The sequence below is a fragment of the Roseibium sp. genome, from assembly GCF_965276855.1.
In the GTDB taxonomy this organism is placed as follows: domain Bacteria; phylum Pseudomonadota; class Alphaproteobacteria; order Rhizobiales; family Stappiaceae; genus Roseibium.
The window spans coordinates 2,749,224-2,767,828 of the sequence record NZ_OZ255700.1 but is presented as its reverse complement, the minus strand read 5'-3'; the positions used below and the strand labels follow the sequence as shown (position 1 = coordinate 2,767,828).

Sequence of the window (18,605 nt, the reverse complement as noted above, 5' to 3'; positions counted from 1 at the left end):
GGAAGTACATACCGTTGTCTGGAGCCCCGCTGGCATGAACCTGGTTCGAAATTTCGCAACTGTCGGCGGTGCCACCCTGATGAGCCGTGTTCTCGGTTTTGTACGGGATGTACTGCTTGCTGCCGCTGTCGGCGCAGGCCCGGTGGCCGATGCTTTCGTGGTCGCCTTCCGACTGCCGAACCTGTTCCGCCGGTTGTTTGCCGAGGGCGCGTTCAACTCCGCGTTCATTCCCCTTTTTGGGCGCACTGTCGAAGAAGACGGCGAGGAAGGTGCCCGGCGTTTTGCAGGTGAAATTGGTTCGGCCTTGCTATTTTGCCTTCTGGCTTTGACCGCACTCGCCCAGATCTTCATGCCCTTTGTTGTCTGGGCTTTGGCCCCGGGCTTCGTGTCTGATCCGGAAAAGTTCGATCTGACAGTTTTGATGTCGCGGATCGCCTTTCCATATCTGATTTTCATGTCGATGCTCGCCTTCATTGGCGGCATCTTGAACACATATCAGCGCTTTGCTGCTGCCGCTTTTGCACCGGTCATGCTGAATGTGGTCATGGGACTGGTCCTCGGCGGTGTTTTGTTCTGGGGCGTCGAAGACAGCACAACTCTTGGCATCATCCTGACACTCGGCATCACATTCGGCGGCATCGTTCAGCTGACCGTGGTGGTGATTGATCTGAAGCGTCTTGGCTTCCGCATTCCCGTTTACCGGCCGCGCTATACAAAATCGGCCAAACGCCTGCTGGTGCTTGGCATTCCAGGTGTGATTGCGGGGGGCGTTACACAGATCAACATCGCGGTCGGACAGGTGATTGCCTCGATGCAGGACGGGGCAAATGCCTTGCTCTATTACGCTGACCGGCTGTATCAGCTGCCGCTTGGCGTCATCGGCATTGCATTCGGCGTGGTGCTTCTTCCAAGCTTGACCCGGCAGCTCCGATCTGGCGAAACAGCCGCCTACCAAAAGACCCTGAACCGGTCACTGGAATTCTCTCTGGTTCTGACCTTGCCCGCAGCCGTCGCGCTGGCAGTTATTCCTGACGAGATCGTATCAGTCTTGTTTCAGAGAGTCCGGTTCGATGAGGCCGCCGTTGAAGGAACGGCAGCTGCCTTGATGGCATTTTCGTTCGGCTTGCCCGCATTTGTCCTGAACAAGGTGTTCTCGCCCGGCTATTTTGCCCGCGAGGATACTAAAACTCCAATGAAGTTCGCCGCGATTGGCATGGTCGTCAATGTCGCGTTGTCGATCGCCTTCTTTCCCTTCCTGCAGCATGTCGGGATCGCGCTGGCAACCACGATTGCCGGTTGGGTGAACACCGGCTTCCTGGTCATCGTGCTTTGGAAACGGGGACATTTCGCTCCAGACACCACAGTCTTGAGAAAACTGATGCTGGTGCTTCTGGCGAGCCTCTTGATGGGTCTTGTCATTCATTTCGCAGCAGATGTCCTTGCGCCTTACCTGAAGGATGGATGGCTGCTGGTACGTGTCGCCAGCCTTGGGGCCCTGGTGCTGATCGGCATTGCCGTATTTGCCCTTTTTGCGCAGATCAGCGGCGGCAGCGATCTGGTTGGTCTTGCGAAATCGTTGAAGCGGCGCAACACCTGACGCGCAAACGCTTGTCTGAACGGCATCTTTGCTTGCATCGAAGCACGCTGAGGCCTAAACCCGTCGCGCCCAAAACATTCACAGCGCCCTTCCAACCGGCCGCACCAATAAGGGATATGAAATGACGGCGTTCCAGCCCCGTGTCTTTTCCGGCGTTCAGCCCACAGGCAATCTCCACCTTGGCAACTACCTTGGCGCCGTGTCGCGCTGGGTTCCGCTGCAAGACCAGATGCCTGCGATCTTCTGTGTCGTGGACTCCCACGCGATCACAGCAGGTTTTCCGGACCCGAGCGAACTGACAAACGCAACGCGTGAAGTAACGGCAGCTTATCTGGCAGCCGGGATCGATCCGAAGAAGTCGATCATCTTCAACCAGTCCCAGGTCCGTGAGCACATGGAACTGGCCTGGATCTTCAACTGCGTTGCCCGGATGGGCTGGCTCAACCGCATGACCCAGTTCAAGGAAAAGGCGGGCAAGAACAAGGAAAACGCGTCAGTTGGCCTGTTCGCCTACCCGAACTTGATGGCGGCGGACATTCTGGCCTATCGCGCGACCCACGTCCCGGTAGGCGATGACCAGAAACAGCACTTGGAACTGACCCGGGACATCGCGGCAAAGTTCAACAATGACTTTGGCGCGCGGATCAAGGAACTGGGGATTGGCGTTCCAAACCCGACACCGTCTCCTGAGTTGCCGGAAGAGCTGTATTTCCCGATGACTGAGCCGATGATTGCCGGTCCGGCCACCCGGATTATGTCATTGCGCGACGGTACGAAAAAAATGTCGAAATCCGACCCATCGGATCTTTCGCGCATCAACCTGAAGGACGATGCGGACGCGATCGCCAAAAAGATCAAAAAGGCAAAGACCGACCCGGACGCACTGCCGAGTGAAACCGACGGTCTGGAAGGCCGGCCGGAAGCAGACAACCTGGTCGGCATCTATGCGGCACTCAACGGCATGTCCAAGGACGAAGTCCTGAAAGAGTATGGCGGCCAGCAGTTCTCCGCATTCAAGCCGGCTCTTTCCGATCTCGCGGTAGCAAAACTTGCTCCGATGACAGACGAGATGCGCCGCCTGACCGGCGATCCGGTACAGATCGATGCGATTTTGAAAGAAGGTGCGGAAAACGCTTCTGCGATTGCAGAGCCCGTCTTGAAGGACGTCCGCAAGATCATTGGTTTTCTGAATGTCCGGTAAAACCAGCTGAACTCAAGAAGAGGGCCGGGTTCTCATCGAACACCGGCCTTTTTTGGTTTCGCTCGCTGCGGAGAACTCAGTAGGAGCACGGCTCCAGCGTAATGCCGTCTGGCAACTTTGTGTTTTCATCGCCGCAAGCATCAATGATCCGGCTTGGGTCGAGATTGGAAGCTCCCGTCAAATCCGCACCTTTCAGCCGCGTCCGCCGCAACAAGGCCCCGTCGAAATCCACGTTTGTCAGATTAGCGCCGCTCAAATTGGTGCTGACCAAGCGAGCCCCGGACAAATCCGCTCCTGAAAAATCCGCATTGACGGCCTGGGCACGGTCCAGCTTGACATTACGCATGCGAGCACCCTGAAAGACGGAATTCAGAAGATCCATCCGCTCCAAGTTGGCGTTGTCCAGTTTGGCAGATTTGAACGATGTGTTCTGAGCAACAGCACGGATCAACGTCACATTGCGCAGGTCTGCACCCTCGAACGTGGAGCCGGTCATGACAGCTGCATTCAAGTCCGCATCGCGAAGATCTGCATCGCGGAAAATCGAACTGTTGAGGTTTGATTTTTCCAGATCTACGGCCCGCATCGACGCACCAGCAAAATCACTCGCCGAAAAATCGGCCCGTTCGGCCTCGGTTCGCCGGAAATCGGATCGTTCAAAGTTCGATCGCGGCATGACGGCCTCTTTGAGATCAACCTCACGCAGATTGGCCCGATGGAAGTCAGCGCCCTCCAGCTCCATCCCACGCAAAGTCGCAAGAGATAGATTACACCGCGGGCAGCCGCCGTCTTCGAGAATTTGTGGAACGCGCGGATCCAACTCCATCGCGCTAACGTGCGGTGCCAAGGTGACAATGACCGCGCTCGCTGCCAAATAGCTGAAAACCGACTTTTTCATAACCGATCCTTTTTTCATAACTCTTGACATAAGTGCGATCTGCGGCGGTTCAAAGGCCAAGAATTTCACGATCTCCAAAACCGGATCGTAAGCTGAGATCACTAAAACCGAAAACCATGAAGATTGTGTGCGAATTGCATCCCTGAACGGGAGCAAAAGTTGGAACGGAAGAAACAGGCGGGGTCGCAGGTGCCTGCTTCTTCCATTCACAATGTCGCTGACGACGCACTACCTGACAATCAGCGTGCCGAATAAGCAGCAAAAGGCTTGCCAATTGGTTTCTTTATTCAAACACGCAAGATCTAGAATCTACAGTATCCGCAATCACAAGATACTGAATTTGTTTAGATATTGTTCAGGCCTCGCGCATTGCAATATGCAAGGCGAGTTGCAAACATTCTAAATGAGAGGTTAACAAACCAACCGCACCGGCGAACCAGCGATCAAGCGAATTCCTTGCGCAGATCAATGGTGGAGCGCTCGCCTATGTCGTCAAAATGCCGGTCGAGCCATTCCTTGGCCGTCTGGCGCCCAACGTCACGCAAGTGCGTCAGGAAATCCCACTCAGCATTCAGCTTGGACGAGGCCTGAAGTGGTTTGAGTTCTTCGGCGGCAATCCGGTGCAGATGCACCTTAGTGTATTCCTTGCGGTCCAGCTTGCCGTCTTCGATCAGGCGGGTGACGAAGTCGATTGCCCTGAGTTCCCTCAAGAGCGTGGAGTTGAAGGTGATCTCATTGAGACGGTTGACGATTTCGCGAGCCGTCCTGGGCACTTCACGCCGCTCGATCGGATTGATCTGAATGAGGACGACATCCGATGTTTCGGTTTCATAAAAGAGCGGATAGAGCGGCGGATTGCCCATGAACCCACCGTCCCAATAGGGTTCTCCATCGATCTCCACCGCTTGGTAGAGCTGTGGCAGGCACGCCGAGGCCATCACCGCATCAAGCGTCACTTCCTTTTCGCTGAAGACCCGGATCTTGCCTGTAAAGACATTGGTGGCTGCGATGAACAGCTTCAGACCGGAGCAGCAGTGCACCTTTTCAAAATCGACCGTCCGTTCCACGATGTCGCGGAGGGGATTGAAATTCAGCGGGTTGAATTCATACGGCGAAGCGAACCGCGAGAGCACATCGAAATAGAGATAACTCGGCGAATAATCGAGGCTCCAATGGCCCAGGAGCACATCCAGCGGCGAGCGCTGAATGGGACTGGTGCGCGCCTCGGTGCTGACTTCGCGCCAGAAGGCTTCCAGCGTTGCACGCGCACCCTCTTCCCCGCCAGCTTCCATGCCGCTGGCCAACACAACCGCATTCATTGCTCCGGCGGATGTCCCGGTGATCCCGTCGAGCTCGAACCGGCTGTCTTCTAGGAACCAATCGAGCACACCCCAGGTGAAGGCACCATGCGCGCCTCCCCCTTGCAAAGCCAGATTGATCTTTTTTGGATCTGACATGGCTCTTTTCGCTCCTGCGGACTTGTGTCTGTTGACTTACTGAGCAGTCCAGCCGCCATCCATCGTCATGATGGCACCGGTAATCGAAGACGCCGTGTCGGAGCACAAGAAGACAGCGTATCCGGCGACCTGTTCGATGGTGACGAATTTCTTGGTTGGCTGGGCCTTTAAGAGCACATCTTTCTTGACCTCTTCCTCGGTCATGTTCCGTGCTTTCATCGTGTCCGGGATCTGGGCTTCAACCAGTGGCGTCCAGACATAACCGGGGCAGATGGCGTTAACGGTGATGCCTTGCTCGGCCACTTCGAGCGCAACGGTCTTGGTCAAGCCGGCAATGCCGTGCTTGGCGGCAACGTAAGCAGATTTATAGGGGGACGCGACGAGAGCGTGCGCGGAGGCTGTATTGATGATCCGGCCCCAACCGTTTTCTTTCATTCCCGGCACCGCCGCGCGGATCGCATGGAAGGCAGAAGACAGATTGATCGCAATGATGGCGTCCCATTTGTCGATCGGGAACTCATCAACCGGGGAGACATATTGGATGCCTGCGTTGTTCACCAGGATGTCGACAGACCCGAATTCCTTCTGAGTGTCAGAGATCATTCCTGCGATTTCATCGCCTTTCAGCATGTTGGCCGATGAGTAGACACACTTCACGCCAAAATCAGCTTCAATGGCAGCGCGGGTCTTTTCAATTTCATCGGCGTCGCCGAGACCGTTGATGACCACGTTGGCGCCTTTTTCAGCGAAAGCGCGGGCACATCCGAGGCCAATCCCGGACGTTGACCCTGTAACAACTGCTGTCTTGTTGGCGAGCATCAGAAAATCCTCCCGAAATGAATGAAACGTCTGGCGGGACTTTTGACCAGTTATCGCCGCACTGCAACATGAGAATCAAAATTCGCGCCGGAAATGGCGGCTTCACGTCACGCCACTCAACGGCGGCGCATTTTTTGCGCCCCCGCCAAAGCCTTGCGCGCCTTTGACCGCGTTTTTTCGTTGGCGGCACTGCGGGTTTCTTCGACCTGCTGCAGATCTTCGGCCCGCAGGCCAAGACGGGCGGCAAACCGCTCGCGGACCATGCCATAAAACGTTGCATGAAGATTGGCGAAGACCCATACAGTGATCAGCATCGTCGCCATTGGAAAAGCGGCTGACCGGATCTGCTGCCAGAACACATTGGCGGCAAGAAAGTTCTCCATGAGGCTCAGGACCAGGCCGACGCCGGCGACAAGAACGGCAGCAAGCAAGCTCATCACCAGCGCCGCAAACGCCATCGGCCAACCAAGCCCGTTGGTGGCGCGCCAGCTTTCCTTGAAAGTAAGGGGATCATCAACGGCAGCAGCCGGCAGAACGAGAGAGAACTTCTGGGTCACCATCAGCGCGATGAAGGGCGCCGCTAGAAACGCGATTGCGCCCAATCCACCTGTAATCGCAGCGAGGATGCTGGCGGCAATCCCGAGCGGGATCAAAGACAAGAACCCGATCAGGTTCAAAACAATCATGTTGATGATCACCTTGAACGTTCTGGGCCCCACAAACAGAGGGAAGTCGCGCGCATCAATCAGGATCTTGCGAACATAGGCAATGGCAATCGAGAACCCGACCAAAAGGTTCGCAAGGGCCGCAAGTGCTCTCAGTGCCCCCTCGTCCACCGTCTCAACCGGTTCGGTCATATAGGAAATGGTGCTGAACCCGCCGCTCGGCATCAAAGAAGACCCGATCGCGAAGTTGAGCGCGACCAGCACCAGAATGTAGGCCCAGCCGGTCTTGAACAGCGTACCAATATTATGCTGCGCCAGTGAAAGCGACCGTTCCAAAACGGTGATAAACATGGGTTCCCCTTAAATGCCAGTTCTCACCCAAGATAGGTCATTTCGGGAGATCCGCTAGCTTTGCAGCGCTTGAGCCTGCCTTTCCATCGCCATACGGTATCCTGCAGTGATGACCGAGATCCCAAGCACCGTCACGATAATCTGCAACAATACATTCAAGATCATGACCTTGATCTGGATGAACAAGGCAGGCAGCCCGATGGACACGACTGAAAGGACCCACTGAAGCCCCATCGTTGCAAGAACAAAGGGCAGGGACAGAACCACTATTGCCAATAGCATCCGCCATCCGAGCCCTTTGCCGATCCTCAGGGCTTCGCGAAATCCCAGCGGCCGTTCGATCGCCGTCGCCGGCAGCACAAGATTGAGTCGCATCAAAAACGGCATGATGACGAGCGCAAACCCCAGAACAAGTGCAACGATTGCCAGGCCAGATGCGGAGTCGGACGGCATGAAGGCAACAAAAACGAGGGGCAGAGAAACGAGGAACCCAAATAGGCCGATCAGAAGCATCCGCCAGATGAACTGGATTTCGATTTTGCCAAAGCGCAGATAGATGTTGCCGACCCTTTCACCAAGAAGGCCAAACCGGTGCCATGCAACGGATATGGATGCAGATGAGATCAGCGCGACAAGAGTACTTGTCATCAACAACAAGCCTGCAGCTGGCGGCAATGTTTCGGCATCGGCGGGAACACCGGCGGTCGCAGTCAGAAGCAGAATTGAAATCAAAAACTGGATCAAAAACCAGGCGCCGCAGACCTTGAAGACTGTTTCAAGATGTCCGAAGACCAGTGATGCCGCGTCACTCAGCAACCGTTTGAGCATTGTCGAACCCGCCACGTTACTATTGTTGGGACCAATGCCCCGCCAAAATCTTGCTTGTCATATGGGGCAAACCGCACGCACGCAATGACAACAAGCGCAAGTTCCGCCTCCACCGAGCGCGCTGCCATTGCCCTTTTTTTGCAGACACCCTATTGATGCGCTGGAAAACCCAGGCACACTCCCACATATGGGACGCATGAACGACAACCGGTTGGCCTTGCCATGATTGATGATTTCGCAACTCCCCTACCGCGCCGCAAATCAGTTGGGGTAAAAGTCGGCTCAGTGATGGTCGGAGGCGGCGCGCCGATCGTGGTTCAGTCCATGACCAACACGGATACCGCAGACGCGGATTCAACAGTCGCGCAGGTGTCGGCGCTCGCGCGGGCAGGCTCGGAAGTCGTTCGGATCACTGTCGATCGTGCAGAAGCAGCCGCCCAGGTCCCGCATATCAAGGAACGGCTCGACCGCATTGGTGTGAACGTGCCTCTGGTGGGCGATTTTCACTATATCGGCCACAAGCTCCTCACCGACTATCCAGACTGCGCTGCAGCTCTCGACAAGTACCGGATCAACCCGGGCAACGTCGGGTTCAAGGCCAAGCGCGACACGCAGTTTTCCCAGATCATCGATATCGCCCAAAGGCACGACAAACCGGTGCGGATCGGCGTCAACTGGGGCTCGCTGGATCAAGAGCTTCTGACAAAGCTGATGGACGAGAACGCAGATAGCGCTTCCCCCGTCTCGGCAAACGCCGTTATGCGTGAAGCCATTATCCAGTCCGCACTGTTATCGGCGGAACGCGCAGAAAACCTTGGCATGGGCCGCGACAAGATCCTGTTGTCGGCCAAGGTGAGCCAGGTGCAAGACTTGATTGCCGTTTATGCCGACCTTGCCCGCCGCTGTGACTACGCCTTGCACCTCGGCCTGACGGAGGCGGGCATGGGAACCAAGGGCATTGTGTCCTCCGCAGCGTCGATGGGAATTTTGCTGCAACAAGGTATCGGCGACACGATCCGCGTGTCCCTGACACCAGAGCCGGGCGGTGACCGGACCCGTGAGGTCCAGGTCGCGCAGGAACTCCTGCAGGTGATGGGGTTCCGCGCATTCGTGCCGGTGGTGGCAGCTTGTCCGGGTTGCGGTCGCACGACCTCCACGGTCTTCCAGGAACTTGCGCAGGACATTCAGGACCACATTCGGGTGTCAATGCCGAAGTGGCGCGAACAGTATCCAGGTGTTGAAAGCCTGAACGTTGCCGTCATGGGCTGCATCGTCAATGGCCCGGGCGAATCCAAGCACGCCGATATCGGCATTTCGCTTCCCGGGACGGGCGAAACACCCTCTGCACCGGTCTTTATCGATGGCGAGAAAGCCACCACCTTGCGCGGCGAGGGCATTGCGGACGAGTTCAAGCAAATGGTGCTGGAATACATCGAAAAGCGCTATGGTGGCGGCAAAACAACCAGCACCGATGCCGCCTGATCGCCAATCCGGCGAACCCTCAGTTGAAAGCCGCCTATGACGCAGCCGCCTGCCGGATCTGAACCGGTAACAAAACCGATCCTTGTCATCACATCTCAAGTGGTGCGCGGCGGCATATCCGGCCGCGGTCTGACGTTTGCACTGGAGCGGAACGGTCATGATGTCTGGTTTCTTCCGACCATCTTGCTGCCTTGGCACCCGGGACACGGCAAGGGAACGCGGATTGTGCCGCCAACCGCTGAATTTTCTGCAATCTCTTCCGACCTGGCGGGATCGGCGAAGCTCAGCGAGATTGGGGGTATAATCACCGGGTATCTCGGCAGCCCGGACCAGGCTCCGGTAATTGCGGATCTGATCAAGGCGGTTAAAACCGCCAACCCAGAAGCGCCTTATCTGTGCGATCCGGTGATGGGCGATCACACATCTGCTTCAGGTGGCGGGCTTTACGTTCCTGAAGCGACTGCTGAAGCCATTCGGGACCATCTGGTTCCTCTGGCCGATATTGTCACCCCAAACAGATTTGAACTTGGTTGGTTAACCGGCAGAGAAATCTCCAGCGAGCTGGAGGCTCTATCGGCGGCCCGGGATTTGGGCACCGAGCGCGTCCTTGTGACTTCGGCACCGGCCTTGCGCCGCAACGCGATCTCTAATCTGCTCGCCGGCCCAAAGGGTGCCGTTGCCGCTGAACATGCAGCCATTGCCAACCCGCCGCATGGTACGGGTGATCTGATAGCCGGTCTGCTTTTGATCAACCGGCTCGCTGGATTGGACGATGAGGAGGCCGTAAAGCGCGCTTCAGCCTCTGTTTTTGAACTTGTCGCGCGCAGCGTCAAAAAAGGCGCGGATGAGCTCCTCTTTGCCGATGAACAGCAGTCCGTGGTCCGGGCCATGGCGCTGGTCACTTCCCGGCGTGTTATGGAAGCCAAGGTCCGTGCCTGAGAGCGCCGGGACCTGGGTCGCCGGTGTTGACGGCTGCCGGGCTGGCTGGATCGCAGTTTTCCGAAACATGAGCGATCCCAAAGATCTCAAACTTCAACTTTTTGAACACTTTGCGGATCTTCTTTCCTTCCAGCCCGAGTTGACGATCATTGCGGTCGACATGCCGATCGGGTTGCCGGACCACCTTGGACCTGATGGCAGGGGGGCTGAAAAGGCGGCTAGAAAGCACCTCGGAATGCGTCAGTCTTCGGTCTTTTCCGTGCCGTCGCGCTCTGCTGTCTACGAGGAGGATTACAGAGCGTCTTGTGAGACGTCGCTTAAAACCTCAAGCCCACCCCGCAAGGTGTCAAAACAATGCTTTTATCTGTTCCCCAAAATCCGTGAGATCGACGGCCTGATGACACCCGCACTGGAAGAGCGGATCTATGAAGTGCATCCAGAGCTCGCGTTCTGGCGCCTGAACGAAGAGGCCGAAATGCCCCTTCCGAAGAAGGTCAAGAGCCGCGCCAACCCGGAAGGCTTGGATCTGCGCCGCGAGCTTCTTGTTTCCAAGGGCCTGCCCAAAGACTTCCTGGATCAAAAACCACCAAAGGGATGCGGCAGGGATGATCTCCTTGATGCGGCGGCCAACAGTTTGATTGCAGAGCGGATTTTGAACCGGCAGGCCGAACCGTTTCCCGAAACGTATCAGCGTGACGGCAAAGGTTTGCGCATGGTGATCTGGGCCTGACACGCACGCACCCTCAAAGTCTCTTCCCTTTTTGCGCAAGCCTGTTATAAGGCGCGCCGCTTGCTTCAACGGCAGGCCACCGGTCGCAGCCTACCCGGTGACGGGCGTTTCAACGAACGTCCACAGCGAAAACAAGGGACCAATACGTTGAAAACACTTGTCATCTGTTCCGGCGGAATGGATTCCGTCACCCTTGCGCACAAAATCGCGCAGGAAAACGAGCTGATCGGCCTGATCTCCTTCGACTATGGCCAGCGCCACAAGAAGGAGCTGGACTATGCCAAAGCCTGTGCCGATGCGCTCAAGACCGAGCACATCCTGATCGACATCACGAACATAGGCCGCCAGCTGACCGGCTCGGCGCTGACCGACAACATTGATGTGCCCGACGGCCACTATGCCGAAGACACCATGAAGATCACCGTGGTGCCCAACCGCAACGCGATCATGCTGACCATCGCCTATGGAATTGCGTCTGCACGCGGCGCCGAGGCCGTCGCAACGGCCGTTCATGGCGGCGATCATTTTATCTATCCGGATTGCCGGCCCGCCTTCACCGAGAGCTTTGAAGAAATGCAGCGCCATGCTTTGGAAGGTATGGGCGAGATCAAGCTCTACACACCGTATGTGCGTGTCAGCAAAGCCGATATCGCAGCCGAGGGCGCACAGCTTGGCGTGGACCACACCAAATCCTGGTCTTGCTACAAAGGCGGGGAGATCCATTGCGGACGCTGTGGCACCTGTGTCGAGCGTCGGGAAGCCTTCCACCTGGCTGGCGTGAACGATCCGACGACCTATGCCGACCCCGACTTCTGGAAAGGGGCCTGCAATGTATAGGATCACCAAGGAATTTCACTTCTCCGCTTCGCACCAGCTGATTGGCCTTCCGGACGATCATCCCTGCGCCCGGTTTCACGGCCACAATTACGTGGTTGATGTCGAGTTGGCATCTTCTGAGCTCAATCAGGTCGGCTTTGTCCGGGACTACAATGAGCTGAAAGCCCTGAAGACCTATATCGACGACACGCTCGATCACCGGCATCTCAATGATGTGCTTGGCGATGACTGTGTCACTGCGGAGCATCTCGCCAAGCATCTTTTCGACTGGTGCGTGGAAAAATGGCCCGAGACGACAGCTGTCCGGGTCAAGGAAACACCCAAAACATGCGCCGAGTACCGGCCGCTGACCTATATTCCGGTGGAGGCCCGCTAATGAGCATTGGACAAATCCGGGTCAATGAAATTTTCGGACCGACGATCCAGGGTGAAGGTGCCCTGATTGGTCAGCCAACGGTGTTTGTGCGCACGGGCGGTTGCGATTACCGCTGCAGCTGGTGCGATACACTGCACGCCGTCGACAGCGCCTACCGGGACGACTGGCACCCAATGACGCCGCAGGCGATCTTGATGCAGATCGAAATCCTTAGCGGTGGCAAGCCTTTGATGGTCTCGCTGTCCGGGGGCAATCCGGCGATCCAGCCACTTGGATCGTTGATCGAGCTCGGCAAACGCGAAGGCTATCGTTTTGCCCTGGAAACACAAGGGAGCATCGCCAAGGACTGGTTTGCGGCGCTCGATGTCCTGACCTTGAGCCCCAAGCCGCCCTCCAGCGGCATGGACACCGATTGGCAAAAACTCGCGGAATGTGTCGAGGCGGCCGGAGCAGACACCAAGACAGTCTTGAAAACCGTGATCTTCGATGACACGGACTACGACTATGCCAAGGATCTTGCTGCGCGCTATCCGGAGCTGCCGCTTTATCTGCAGCCCGGCAACCACACGCCGCCGTCACCGGCCGCAGCAGATGCTCCGATCGACATGCCCGGCATCATGGACCGGATGCGTTGGCTGGTGGACAAAGTGGCTGGTGACCGGTGGTACACACCAACGGTCCTGCCGCAGCTTCATACCCTAATCTGGGGCAACTTGAGAGGCGTTTGAGATGAGCGACAAATCCATATACGAAAACCTCACCCAGCTTGGCGCATCAACAGAGCTGCCCGACAGCCCGGAAAACGCTGTTTTGGAAAAGGTTCCAAACCCGCAATCCGGCACGAAATACATGGTGCGCTTTGTGGCACCAGAGTTTACCTCGCTGTGCCCTTTGACCAGCGCCCCGGATTTTGCGCATCTCGTCATCGACTATGTACCCAAGGACTTCCTGGTTGAGAGCAAGTCGCTGAAACTCTTCCTGGGGTCTTTCCGCAATCACGGCGCATTCCATGAAGACTGCACGGTCTCAATCGGCAAGCGCCTTGTTGAACTGCTGGATCCTGAGTGGTTGCGGATCGGCGGATACTGGTATCCGCGCGGCGGGATTCCGATCGACGTATTTTACCAAACTGGCCCAGCCCCGGAGGGGGTCTGGATCCCAGAGCAGGGCGTACAGCCTTACCGGGGCCGCGGCTAGTCCGGCGGCCCTTTAAGAAATCGATCGGCAGGCTTGACCGACCTGCGCTTTAATTCGCAGGCTGGCCGGCGTGCGCAAGGACATCGCGAATCGTTGCAACGACTTCTGCGCAGGCCTGCGGATCCATGCCCGACGGGTGCGGGTCTGCGAAGCGTCCGGAATCATTATCAAAATAAGCTCCAGACCGGCCTTCAAACTCTTCAGACATGGAGGCCCGTATCAGGATGTCAACGCCGACACCGATGTCACTACCGGACACACCGAACCCCTCTTTCACCATCTTGGTGCCAAGAAGGGAGGCTGGATTGACGGCGACGATGACCGGCCCGTCAGTGCCCAGCTCGCGCGCCAAATCCCGTGTCCACATGGTGATGGCAAGCTTACTCTGCGCATAAGCCTCCATATCAGAGGCCCGCTGTTGACCGGCCAAGGCCTTCAGATTGACTGGCGCCTGAGCAGCAGAAGACAGGTTGACCACCCGGCCCGCATTGCCCATGAGCGGCAACAGCTTCCGGGTAAGGAGATACGGCGCGATCGTGTTGACCACAAAGCGAACATCCATACCATCTTTGGTCAAAGGATCCTGGGTGCGAAGGATCCCGGCGTTATTGATCAGAACGTCCAGATGATCGTGGTGGCTGCGAATGGTATCGGCCAGATTGTTCACATCGGCCAGATCTGAAAAATCAGCCAAATACGCCTCAACCTCACCGGCGCCCGGAAGAGCCTCCAGATCAGCTTTCACCCTGGCCAGCTTGTCCGGGTTTCGTCCATGGATCAACAGCGTGTGACCGTCCGCGGCAAGCCGCTTTGCCGTTTCCAGCCCAATGCCATCAGTGGCCCCGGTCAGAAGAATAGTCTTTTGCATCAGTAACCTCACGCGTGAAAGTTGGGCAGCAGCTCATCGGCGAGCCGGGCCAAGGTGTTTTCGATGTTTGCTTGATTGAACCGGAGATTCAGGGCCACGTGGTTCACACCAATTTCTTCGAGGGACCCTAGATAGCGATTCAGCGCCCGAACCCCAGACCGGAAGCCGAGATGGATCGGCTGGGGTGGCGCGTCCTTGTCTTCAAGCAAGTCGACATAGAGCGGTTGCATGACCGGTTTGTCCGCCAAGCCCGCAGCGGCAACGCGCCGCCGGTAGTCCTCGATCACCTCGGCTTGGTGCGAAACGTTTCGAGGGTAGGTCATCCACCCATCTGCATTATGGGCAATCCAGTCCGGCTCCTGTTGGCTGCCACCTGTGATCAGCATTGGCAAACGGCCCGCGACCGGTTTTGGCAGCATGTCCATCCCTCCGGATGGTGCGCCAAGTGGGCTGTTGAAAGCCGGAGCAGGATCAGCCATACGGCGAATGTAGTCATAGCTTTCACGAAAGGCATTGCCGCGGGCCTCAAACGAGACATTCAACGCCGGGAATTCCGTCGGCCTGTCTCCGGACGCAATCCCGAGCAGCAAACGGCCACCAGAGAGCACATCCGCTGTCGCCGCCGCCTTTGCAACATGCGCCGGATGGCGAAGCGGCAAGATAATGCTCGAAACGCCCAGCGCTATGCGGTCTGTGACAGCCGCCAATGTTCCCAGATAGACAAACGGGTCAAAGGTCTGCCCCGCATCCCCGAAAGACGGGACGTCAAACGGTACATCGCGTAACCAAACAGCAGCAAAGCCCAGTTTTTCCGCCAACTCTACCCGATCCAAATGATCCCGCATCGTCGGCACGGCGCTATTGGCATAGTTTTCAATCGGCACGACGAGGCCGATGCTCATCCTGTTCTGCCGGAAGGTGGCATTGTAGGCGGTGTTCAGCGACTGAAAACCGCCGTCTGCGGTGCGTTTCAGCATGACGTGCATCCTCACCCATGGAGTGCTTGTTCAAATTAAAGATATTTCTTTTATTCTCTCCATAAACAGCATATTTGAGACTTCACTATTCTGAATTTCGGGATAATAAAATGGACACCGAATGCCTGCGCCTGTTCGTTTTGGCCGCCGAAAAAAGCAACATCAGTGCAGCCGGCAAGGCGTTGGGGCTTGCCCCGTCCATAGCAAGTGCACGGCTTGCAAAACTGGAACGCTCTCTCGGTTCGGATCTCCTGCACCGCTCCACGCGTAAAGTCTCGCTATCGCAAGAAGGTGCGGAGTTTCTTCCCTATGCCCGGGAAATTTTGGCGCAGGAGGACGCGGCACGTGCCGCACTCGGGCATGGCAAACCGGAGGCGACCGGGACCTTGCGTTTCACCGCACCAAGCACTTTTGCCCAACTTTACGTCGTTCCGCTGTTGCCAGAGTTCATGGAAAGGCATCCCGGCATCCGTCTCGATCTGCGATTATCGGACGTCAAATATGATTTGATTGACGGGAGTTTCGATCTTGCACTCCGAAACTCGGCGATGGAAGACACCAGCCTGAAGGGCCGGAAGCTCGCGGATGACACACGTATTCTGTGCGCCTCACCGGGATATCTTGCATCGCACGGTGTGCCCACGGCGCCTGATGAGCTTCAGCAACACCAACTGATCGGTTTTGCCGCCCGCGCAGTGAAACCTCTGATGAGCCCAACAGGTCCGGAAGGCGTGTTCGATACCCGGGGTCCCAACGCCCGGTTAACGATGGACAACGGTCTCTCTCAAAAGCTCGCCACTCTGGCCGGCGCCGGTATTTCGGCCAATTCTCTCTGGAGTGTGCATCAGGAGCTGAAAACAGGAACACTCATTCGGGTACTGCCGAACCACATCGTCGACGATCCTTCCATGCTCTGGCTGATTTACCCGAAATCAAATGTCCTGACTGCAAAAGTGCGCGTTTTCATTGATTTTCTGCTTGAAAAAATCGGAAAGGCGCCGCCTTGGCTGAAGCCTTAAGATCTCCTCGGCAATTGAGAAAACTCGCGGAACCTCAATAGCTGGTTTTACCGCCAGCCCGCATCGTCATGAGTAATGCTCTTTCTGGCCATCCGCCCCGGCCCCCACGTGCCCGGATCTCGCGGAGTTGGTCGACCGCTCCGGCTTTGTCGCCGCGCTCAAACAACCCCATCCCCATGTAGGACCGCGTCATCAGGCTGTCCGGATCCGCCGCGAGCGCTGCGAGATAATACTTCTCAGCTTGCGGCCAATCCCCGGCCTTCCGTGCAAGAAATCCCCGATAGGTGAGAACATGCGGGCGATCTTGCTCCCGAATAGCATCCAACGCCTGCGCAGACGCTGTTAGGCGTCCTGCATAGGCGAGTTCACGCGCGGCTAGGAACCGGTCATCGTCGTCAAAGAGGTCCGATTTGATATCAATGCAGCGTTTGCTCTCTTTGTCCCAAGCTTTCCCGTCCGGACATTCGGTCGATGTCTGTGTCGGCTTGGGTGGCAGGTCCTTAGTGTCGGAGGGCACAGCGAAAGCTGCGCCGTTCAATCCCAGGACAAACAAAACCGCCAAAGGCGCTCCGCGTATTTTCATCAAAAGCCCCTCGTCTACTGCACCGAATTTGTCGCCAAATCATAAGTACCGCTGCAGTCTCCTTTGGCAACTCTCCGCGATCAGTCCGACCGGACGACGCCTTTTCAATTCAGGCTCGGCCAGTTCTGATTGGCCTTGGAAATAAATCCGGGCACGTCGCGGCTCCAGGTTCGCTGCACAGAGCGCGAGTAGTTCACGTAAAGCTTTCCATCGACGACCTTATAGGCCAGCGGGTCGACGCCCACCTTATAGCCGCGGGCAACACCATAAGCGCAATAACCATCATATTGCGGGGCGAAACGGCTGGGATTGGCTGCAAACGCATCCCGGTTTTGAGCGCTGGAAAACTGATACGTCTTGCCGCGATGTTTTGCTGTGAACTTTGAAGACCCCTTCACCGGAGCCCGGCCCGAAAAATAAGACACCGGATCATAACCAGTAAGAGCTAACGGTCCTTTTGCGAAAGCAGGGGATTGCGGAAGTGCGATCACAGCAACGCTGGCTGCTGCAAGGCCAAGAAATATGCGTCGGTTCATCATGAAGAGTCTCCCAAATGGCTCCTTAAATAGGAGATGTTTGGCTGGCAGCTAACGTTCAATCCACAATCCTGTGAGCTGGCATCGACCGCAACATTTTAATCCCAGGCATCAACAGTGCTCGAACCCAGGATAGGAGCGCCCGTTTTAAGGCCAGGCCGCACGCCATCTAGGCTGACCGGAAATGCAACGCTTTTGACCTCTGGGCGGGCAGGATCGGTCTGCACCATTCCAAGTGCCTGAGTTTGCGCATGACCAAGCACTTCGGGAATGGTGTTCACAGGCGAGCAGGGCACGCCGGCTTCGTTGAGAAGGTCGAACCAATGACCAAGGCTTTCTGTCTTGAGAATGTCCCCGATCACGGTCTCTATCGTTGCCTTATGCAAGACGCGGCTCGGGTTATCCTTGAACCGCTCGTCGTCACCAAGCTCCGGACGGCCGAGGGCATGGACCAGTTTCTTGAAAAGAGCATCGCTGGCACAGGCGAGCATTATGGGCCGTGTCCGGGTTTCAAAATATCCGTACGGCGCAATGAGGTGATGTCCGCCGCCCATACGAACCGGTGCATCGCCGGAGGCAAGATACGTACTCGCGGAAACAGTCGTCCAGGACAAAGCTGTCTCCAACAAGGATGTTTGAACAAGCCCGCCTTTTCCCGTCCGCGCCCGTTCATGCAAGGCAGCCAAAATCCCGATTGCCAGCCACATTCCCGACCCGAAATCACACAAGGACGGACCGCACCGCACAGGGTCCCGATCAGGCTCACCGGTAATGCTCATGATGCCGCCAAAGGCCTGGCTCAGGATTTCATACCCCGGGAAATCCTTCAAAGGGCCGACATGACCATAGGCGCTGATTTCAGCAAAGATGAGCTTGGGATACAGCGTTTTGAGATCGTCTGCGCCAAGTCCGAGTTTATCGAGCGCACCCGGCCGCATATTGTGAATAAGAACATCTGCACCGCCGATCAGTATCTTACAGGCTTCCAGATCGCCCGGATTCTTCAAGTCCAATGCAACAGACTTCTTGTTGCCATTGATCGAATGAAATACGGCGGCGTCCTCACCCCAGAACGGTGGTCCCCAGCGACGGGTTTCGTCGCCTGTTCCAGGACGTTCGACCTTCACGACGTCGGCCCCAAGATTTGCCAGAATTTCCGCCGAAAAAGGCGCCGCGAACGCCTGTCCTATCTCAACAACCCGTATTCCTGTCAGCGCCATAAGCCGGCGTCCTTCCAATTTCCTG

General features: G+C 56.7%; 20 protein-coding genes. 10 read left to right on the top strand and 10 right to left on the bottom strand.

Translation table 11 applies throughout. The features are described 5' to 3' along the window. Positions 1-34 precede the first annotated feature (34 nt). Positions 35-1,597 carry a murein biosynthesis integral membrane protein MurJ gene (gene murJ / locus ACQY4Z_RS12680; RefSeq protein WP_428521779.1) on the top strand — a complete coding sequence of 521 codons (1,563 nt, stop codon included), beginning with the start codon at positions 35-37 and terminating at the stop codon, positions 1,595-1,597. A gap of 121 nt (positions 1,598-1,718) precedes the next feature. Beyond that, positions 1,719-2,798, top strand: a complete 1,080-nt coding sequence (gene trpS, locus ACQY4Z_RS12675; RefSeq protein WP_428521777.1) for a tryptophan--tRNA ligase — start codon at positions 1,719-1,721, stop codon at positions 2,796-2,798. Between the two features lie 76 nt (positions 2,799-2,874). On the opposite strand, the gene ACQY4Z_RS12670 is transcribed toward trpS, so the two are convergent. The 5 genes from ACQY4Z_RS12670 to ACQY4Z_RS12650 form a co-directional block, all read right to left on the bottom strand. Beyond that, positions 2,875-3,696 (bottom strand): pentapeptide repeat-containing protein, encoded by an 822-nt coding sequence (locus ACQY4Z_RS12670; protein ID WP_306149254.1) that lies wholly within the window; start codon positions 3,694-3,696, stop codon positions 2,875-2,877. Positions 3,697-4,139: 443 nt separating this feature from the next. After that, positions 4,140-5,153, bottom strand: a complete 1,014-nt coding sequence (locus ACQY4Z_RS12665; RefSeq protein WP_428521775.1) for a patatin-like phospholipase family protein — start codon at positions 5,151-5,153, stop codon at positions 4,140-4,142. 36 nt (positions 5,154-5,189) lie between these two features. Beyond that, positions 5,190-5,972, bottom strand: coding sequence for a 3-hydroxybutyrate dehydrogenase (locus ACQY4Z_RS12660; protein ID WP_306149252.1), 783 nt, complete (start codon positions 5,970-5,972; stop codon positions 5,190-5,192). Between the two features lie 116 nt (positions 5,973-6,088). Then, positions 6,089-6,988 carry a 4-hydroxy-3-methylbut-2-en-1-yl diphosphate synthase gene (locus ACQY4Z_RS12655; protein ID WP_428521773.1) on the bottom strand — a complete coding sequence of 300 codons (900 nt, stop codon included), beginning with the start codon at positions 6,986-6,988 and terminating at the stop codon, positions 6,089-6,091. A gap of 54 nt (positions 6,989-7,042) precedes the next feature. Beyond that, positions 7,043-7,816, bottom strand: coding sequence for a hypothetical protein (locus ACQY4Z_RS12650; RefSeq protein WP_428521771.1), 774 nt, complete (start codon positions 7,814-7,816; stop codon positions 7,043-7,045). 222 nt (positions 7,817-8,038) lie between these two features. Here ACQY4Z_RS12650 and ispG point away from each other — a divergent pair, with 222 nt between their 5' ends. From ispG to queF, 7 genes are all read left to right on the top strand, one after another. Next, positions 8,039-9,298, top strand: coding sequence for a flavodoxin-dependent (E)-4-hydroxy-3-methylbut-2-enyl-diphosphate synthase (ispG, locus tag ACQY4Z_RS12645; RefSeq protein ID WP_428521769.1), 1,260 nt, complete (start codon positions 8,039-8,041; stop codon positions 9,296-9,298). A gap of 36 nt (positions 9,299-9,334) precedes the next feature. Beyond that, on the top strand, positions 9,335-10,237 hold the full coding sequence (gene pdxY / locus ACQY4Z_RS12640) for a pyridoxal kinase (protein WP_428521767.1): 903 nt from the start codon (positions 9,335-9,337) through the stop codon (positions 10,235-10,237). Beyond that, a complete protein-coding gene (locus ACQY4Z_RS12635; RefSeq protein ID WP_428521765.1) occupies positions 10,230-10,967 on the top strand; it encodes a DUF429 domain-containing protein in 738 nt (245 codons plus the stop codon). The genes pdxY and ACQY4Z_RS12635 overlap by 8 nt, the downstream gene beginning before the upstream one ends. A 147-nt stretch (positions 10,968-11,114) precedes the next feature. Continuing rightward, complete coding sequence (queC, locus tag ACQY4Z_RS12630; RefSeq protein WP_428521763.1) at positions 11,115-11,804, top strand: 7-cyano-7-deazaguanine synthase QueC; 690 nt, start codon at positions 11,115-11,117, stop codon at positions 11,802-11,804. Further along, positions 11,797-12,180, top strand: a complete 384-nt coding sequence (queD, locus tag ACQY4Z_RS12625; RefSeq protein ID WP_428521761.1) for a 6-carboxytetrahydropterin synthase QueD — start codon at positions 11,797-11,799, stop codon at positions 12,178-12,180. The genes queC and queD overlap by 8 nt, the downstream gene beginning before the upstream one ends. Then, positions 12,180-12,908 (top strand): 7-carboxy-7-deazaguanine synthase QueE, encoded by a 729-nt coding sequence (queE, locus tag ACQY4Z_RS12620; protein WP_428521759.1) that lies wholly within the window; start codon positions 12,180-12,182, stop codon positions 12,906-12,908. The genes queD and queE overlap by 1 nt, the downstream gene beginning before the upstream one ends. Before the next feature lies 1 nt (position 12,909). After that, on the top strand, positions 12,910-13,377 hold the full coding sequence (gene queF / locus ACQY4Z_RS12615) for a preQ(1) synthase (RefSeq protein ID WP_428521757.1): 468 nt from the start codon (positions 12,910-12,912) through the stop codon (positions 13,375-13,377). A 49-nt stretch (positions 13,378-13,426) separates the two neighbouring features. Here the strand turns inward: queF and ACQY4Z_RS12610 are convergent, their stop codons facing one another. Both ACQY4Z_RS12610 and ACQY4Z_RS12605 read right to left on the bottom strand, forming a co-directional pair. Beyond that, positions 13,427-14,245, bottom strand: a complete 819-nt coding sequence (locus ACQY4Z_RS12610) for an SDR family NAD(P)-dependent oxidoreductase (protein WP_428521755.1) — start codon at positions 14,243-14,245, stop codon at positions 13,427-13,429. Positions 14,246-14,253: 8 nt separating this feature from the next. Continuing rightward, positions 14,254-15,222 (bottom strand): LLM class oxidoreductase, encoded by a 969-nt coding sequence (locus tag ACQY4Z_RS12605; protein WP_428521753.1) that lies wholly within the window; start codon positions 15,220-15,222, stop codon positions 14,254-14,256. A gap of 110 nt (positions 15,223-15,332) precedes the next feature. Here ACQY4Z_RS12605 and ACQY4Z_RS12600 point away from each other — a divergent pair, with 110 nt between their 5' ends. Beyond that, positions 15,333-16,241: a LysR substrate-binding domain-containing protein gene (locus ACQY4Z_RS12600; RefSeq protein ID WP_428521751.1), complete on the top strand. Its 909-nt coding sequence runs from the start codon at positions 15,333-15,335 to the stop codon at positions 16,239-16,241. Positions 16,242-16,275: 34 nt separating this feature from the next. Here the strand turns inward: ACQY4Z_RS12600 and ACQY4Z_RS12595 are convergent, their stop codons facing one another. The 3 genes from ACQY4Z_RS12595 to ACQY4Z_RS12585 all read right to left on the bottom strand — a co-directional run bounded on the left by ACQY4Z_RS12595 (position 16,276) and on the right by ACQY4Z_RS12585 (position 18,580). Further along, positions 16,276-16,824 (bottom strand): tetratricopeptide repeat protein, encoded by a 549-nt coding sequence (locus ACQY4Z_RS12595; RefSeq protein WP_428521749.1) that lies wholly within the window; start codon positions 16,822-16,824, stop codon positions 16,276-16,278. A 104-nt stretch (positions 16,825-16,928) separates the two neighbouring features. Continuing rightward, a complete protein-coding gene (locus ACQY4Z_RS12590; protein WP_428521747.1) occupies positions 16,929-17,363 on the bottom strand; it encodes a YHS domain-containing (seleno)protein in 435 nt (144 codons plus the stop codon). A 95-nt stretch (positions 17,364-17,458) separates the two neighbouring features. Beyond that, entirely contained in the window at positions 17,459-18,580 is a 1,122-nt protein-coding gene (locus ACQY4Z_RS12585) for a CaiB/BaiF CoA transferase family protein (RefSeq protein ID WP_428521745.1), read from the bottom strand. Positions 18,581-18,605: the final 25 nt, after the last annotated feature.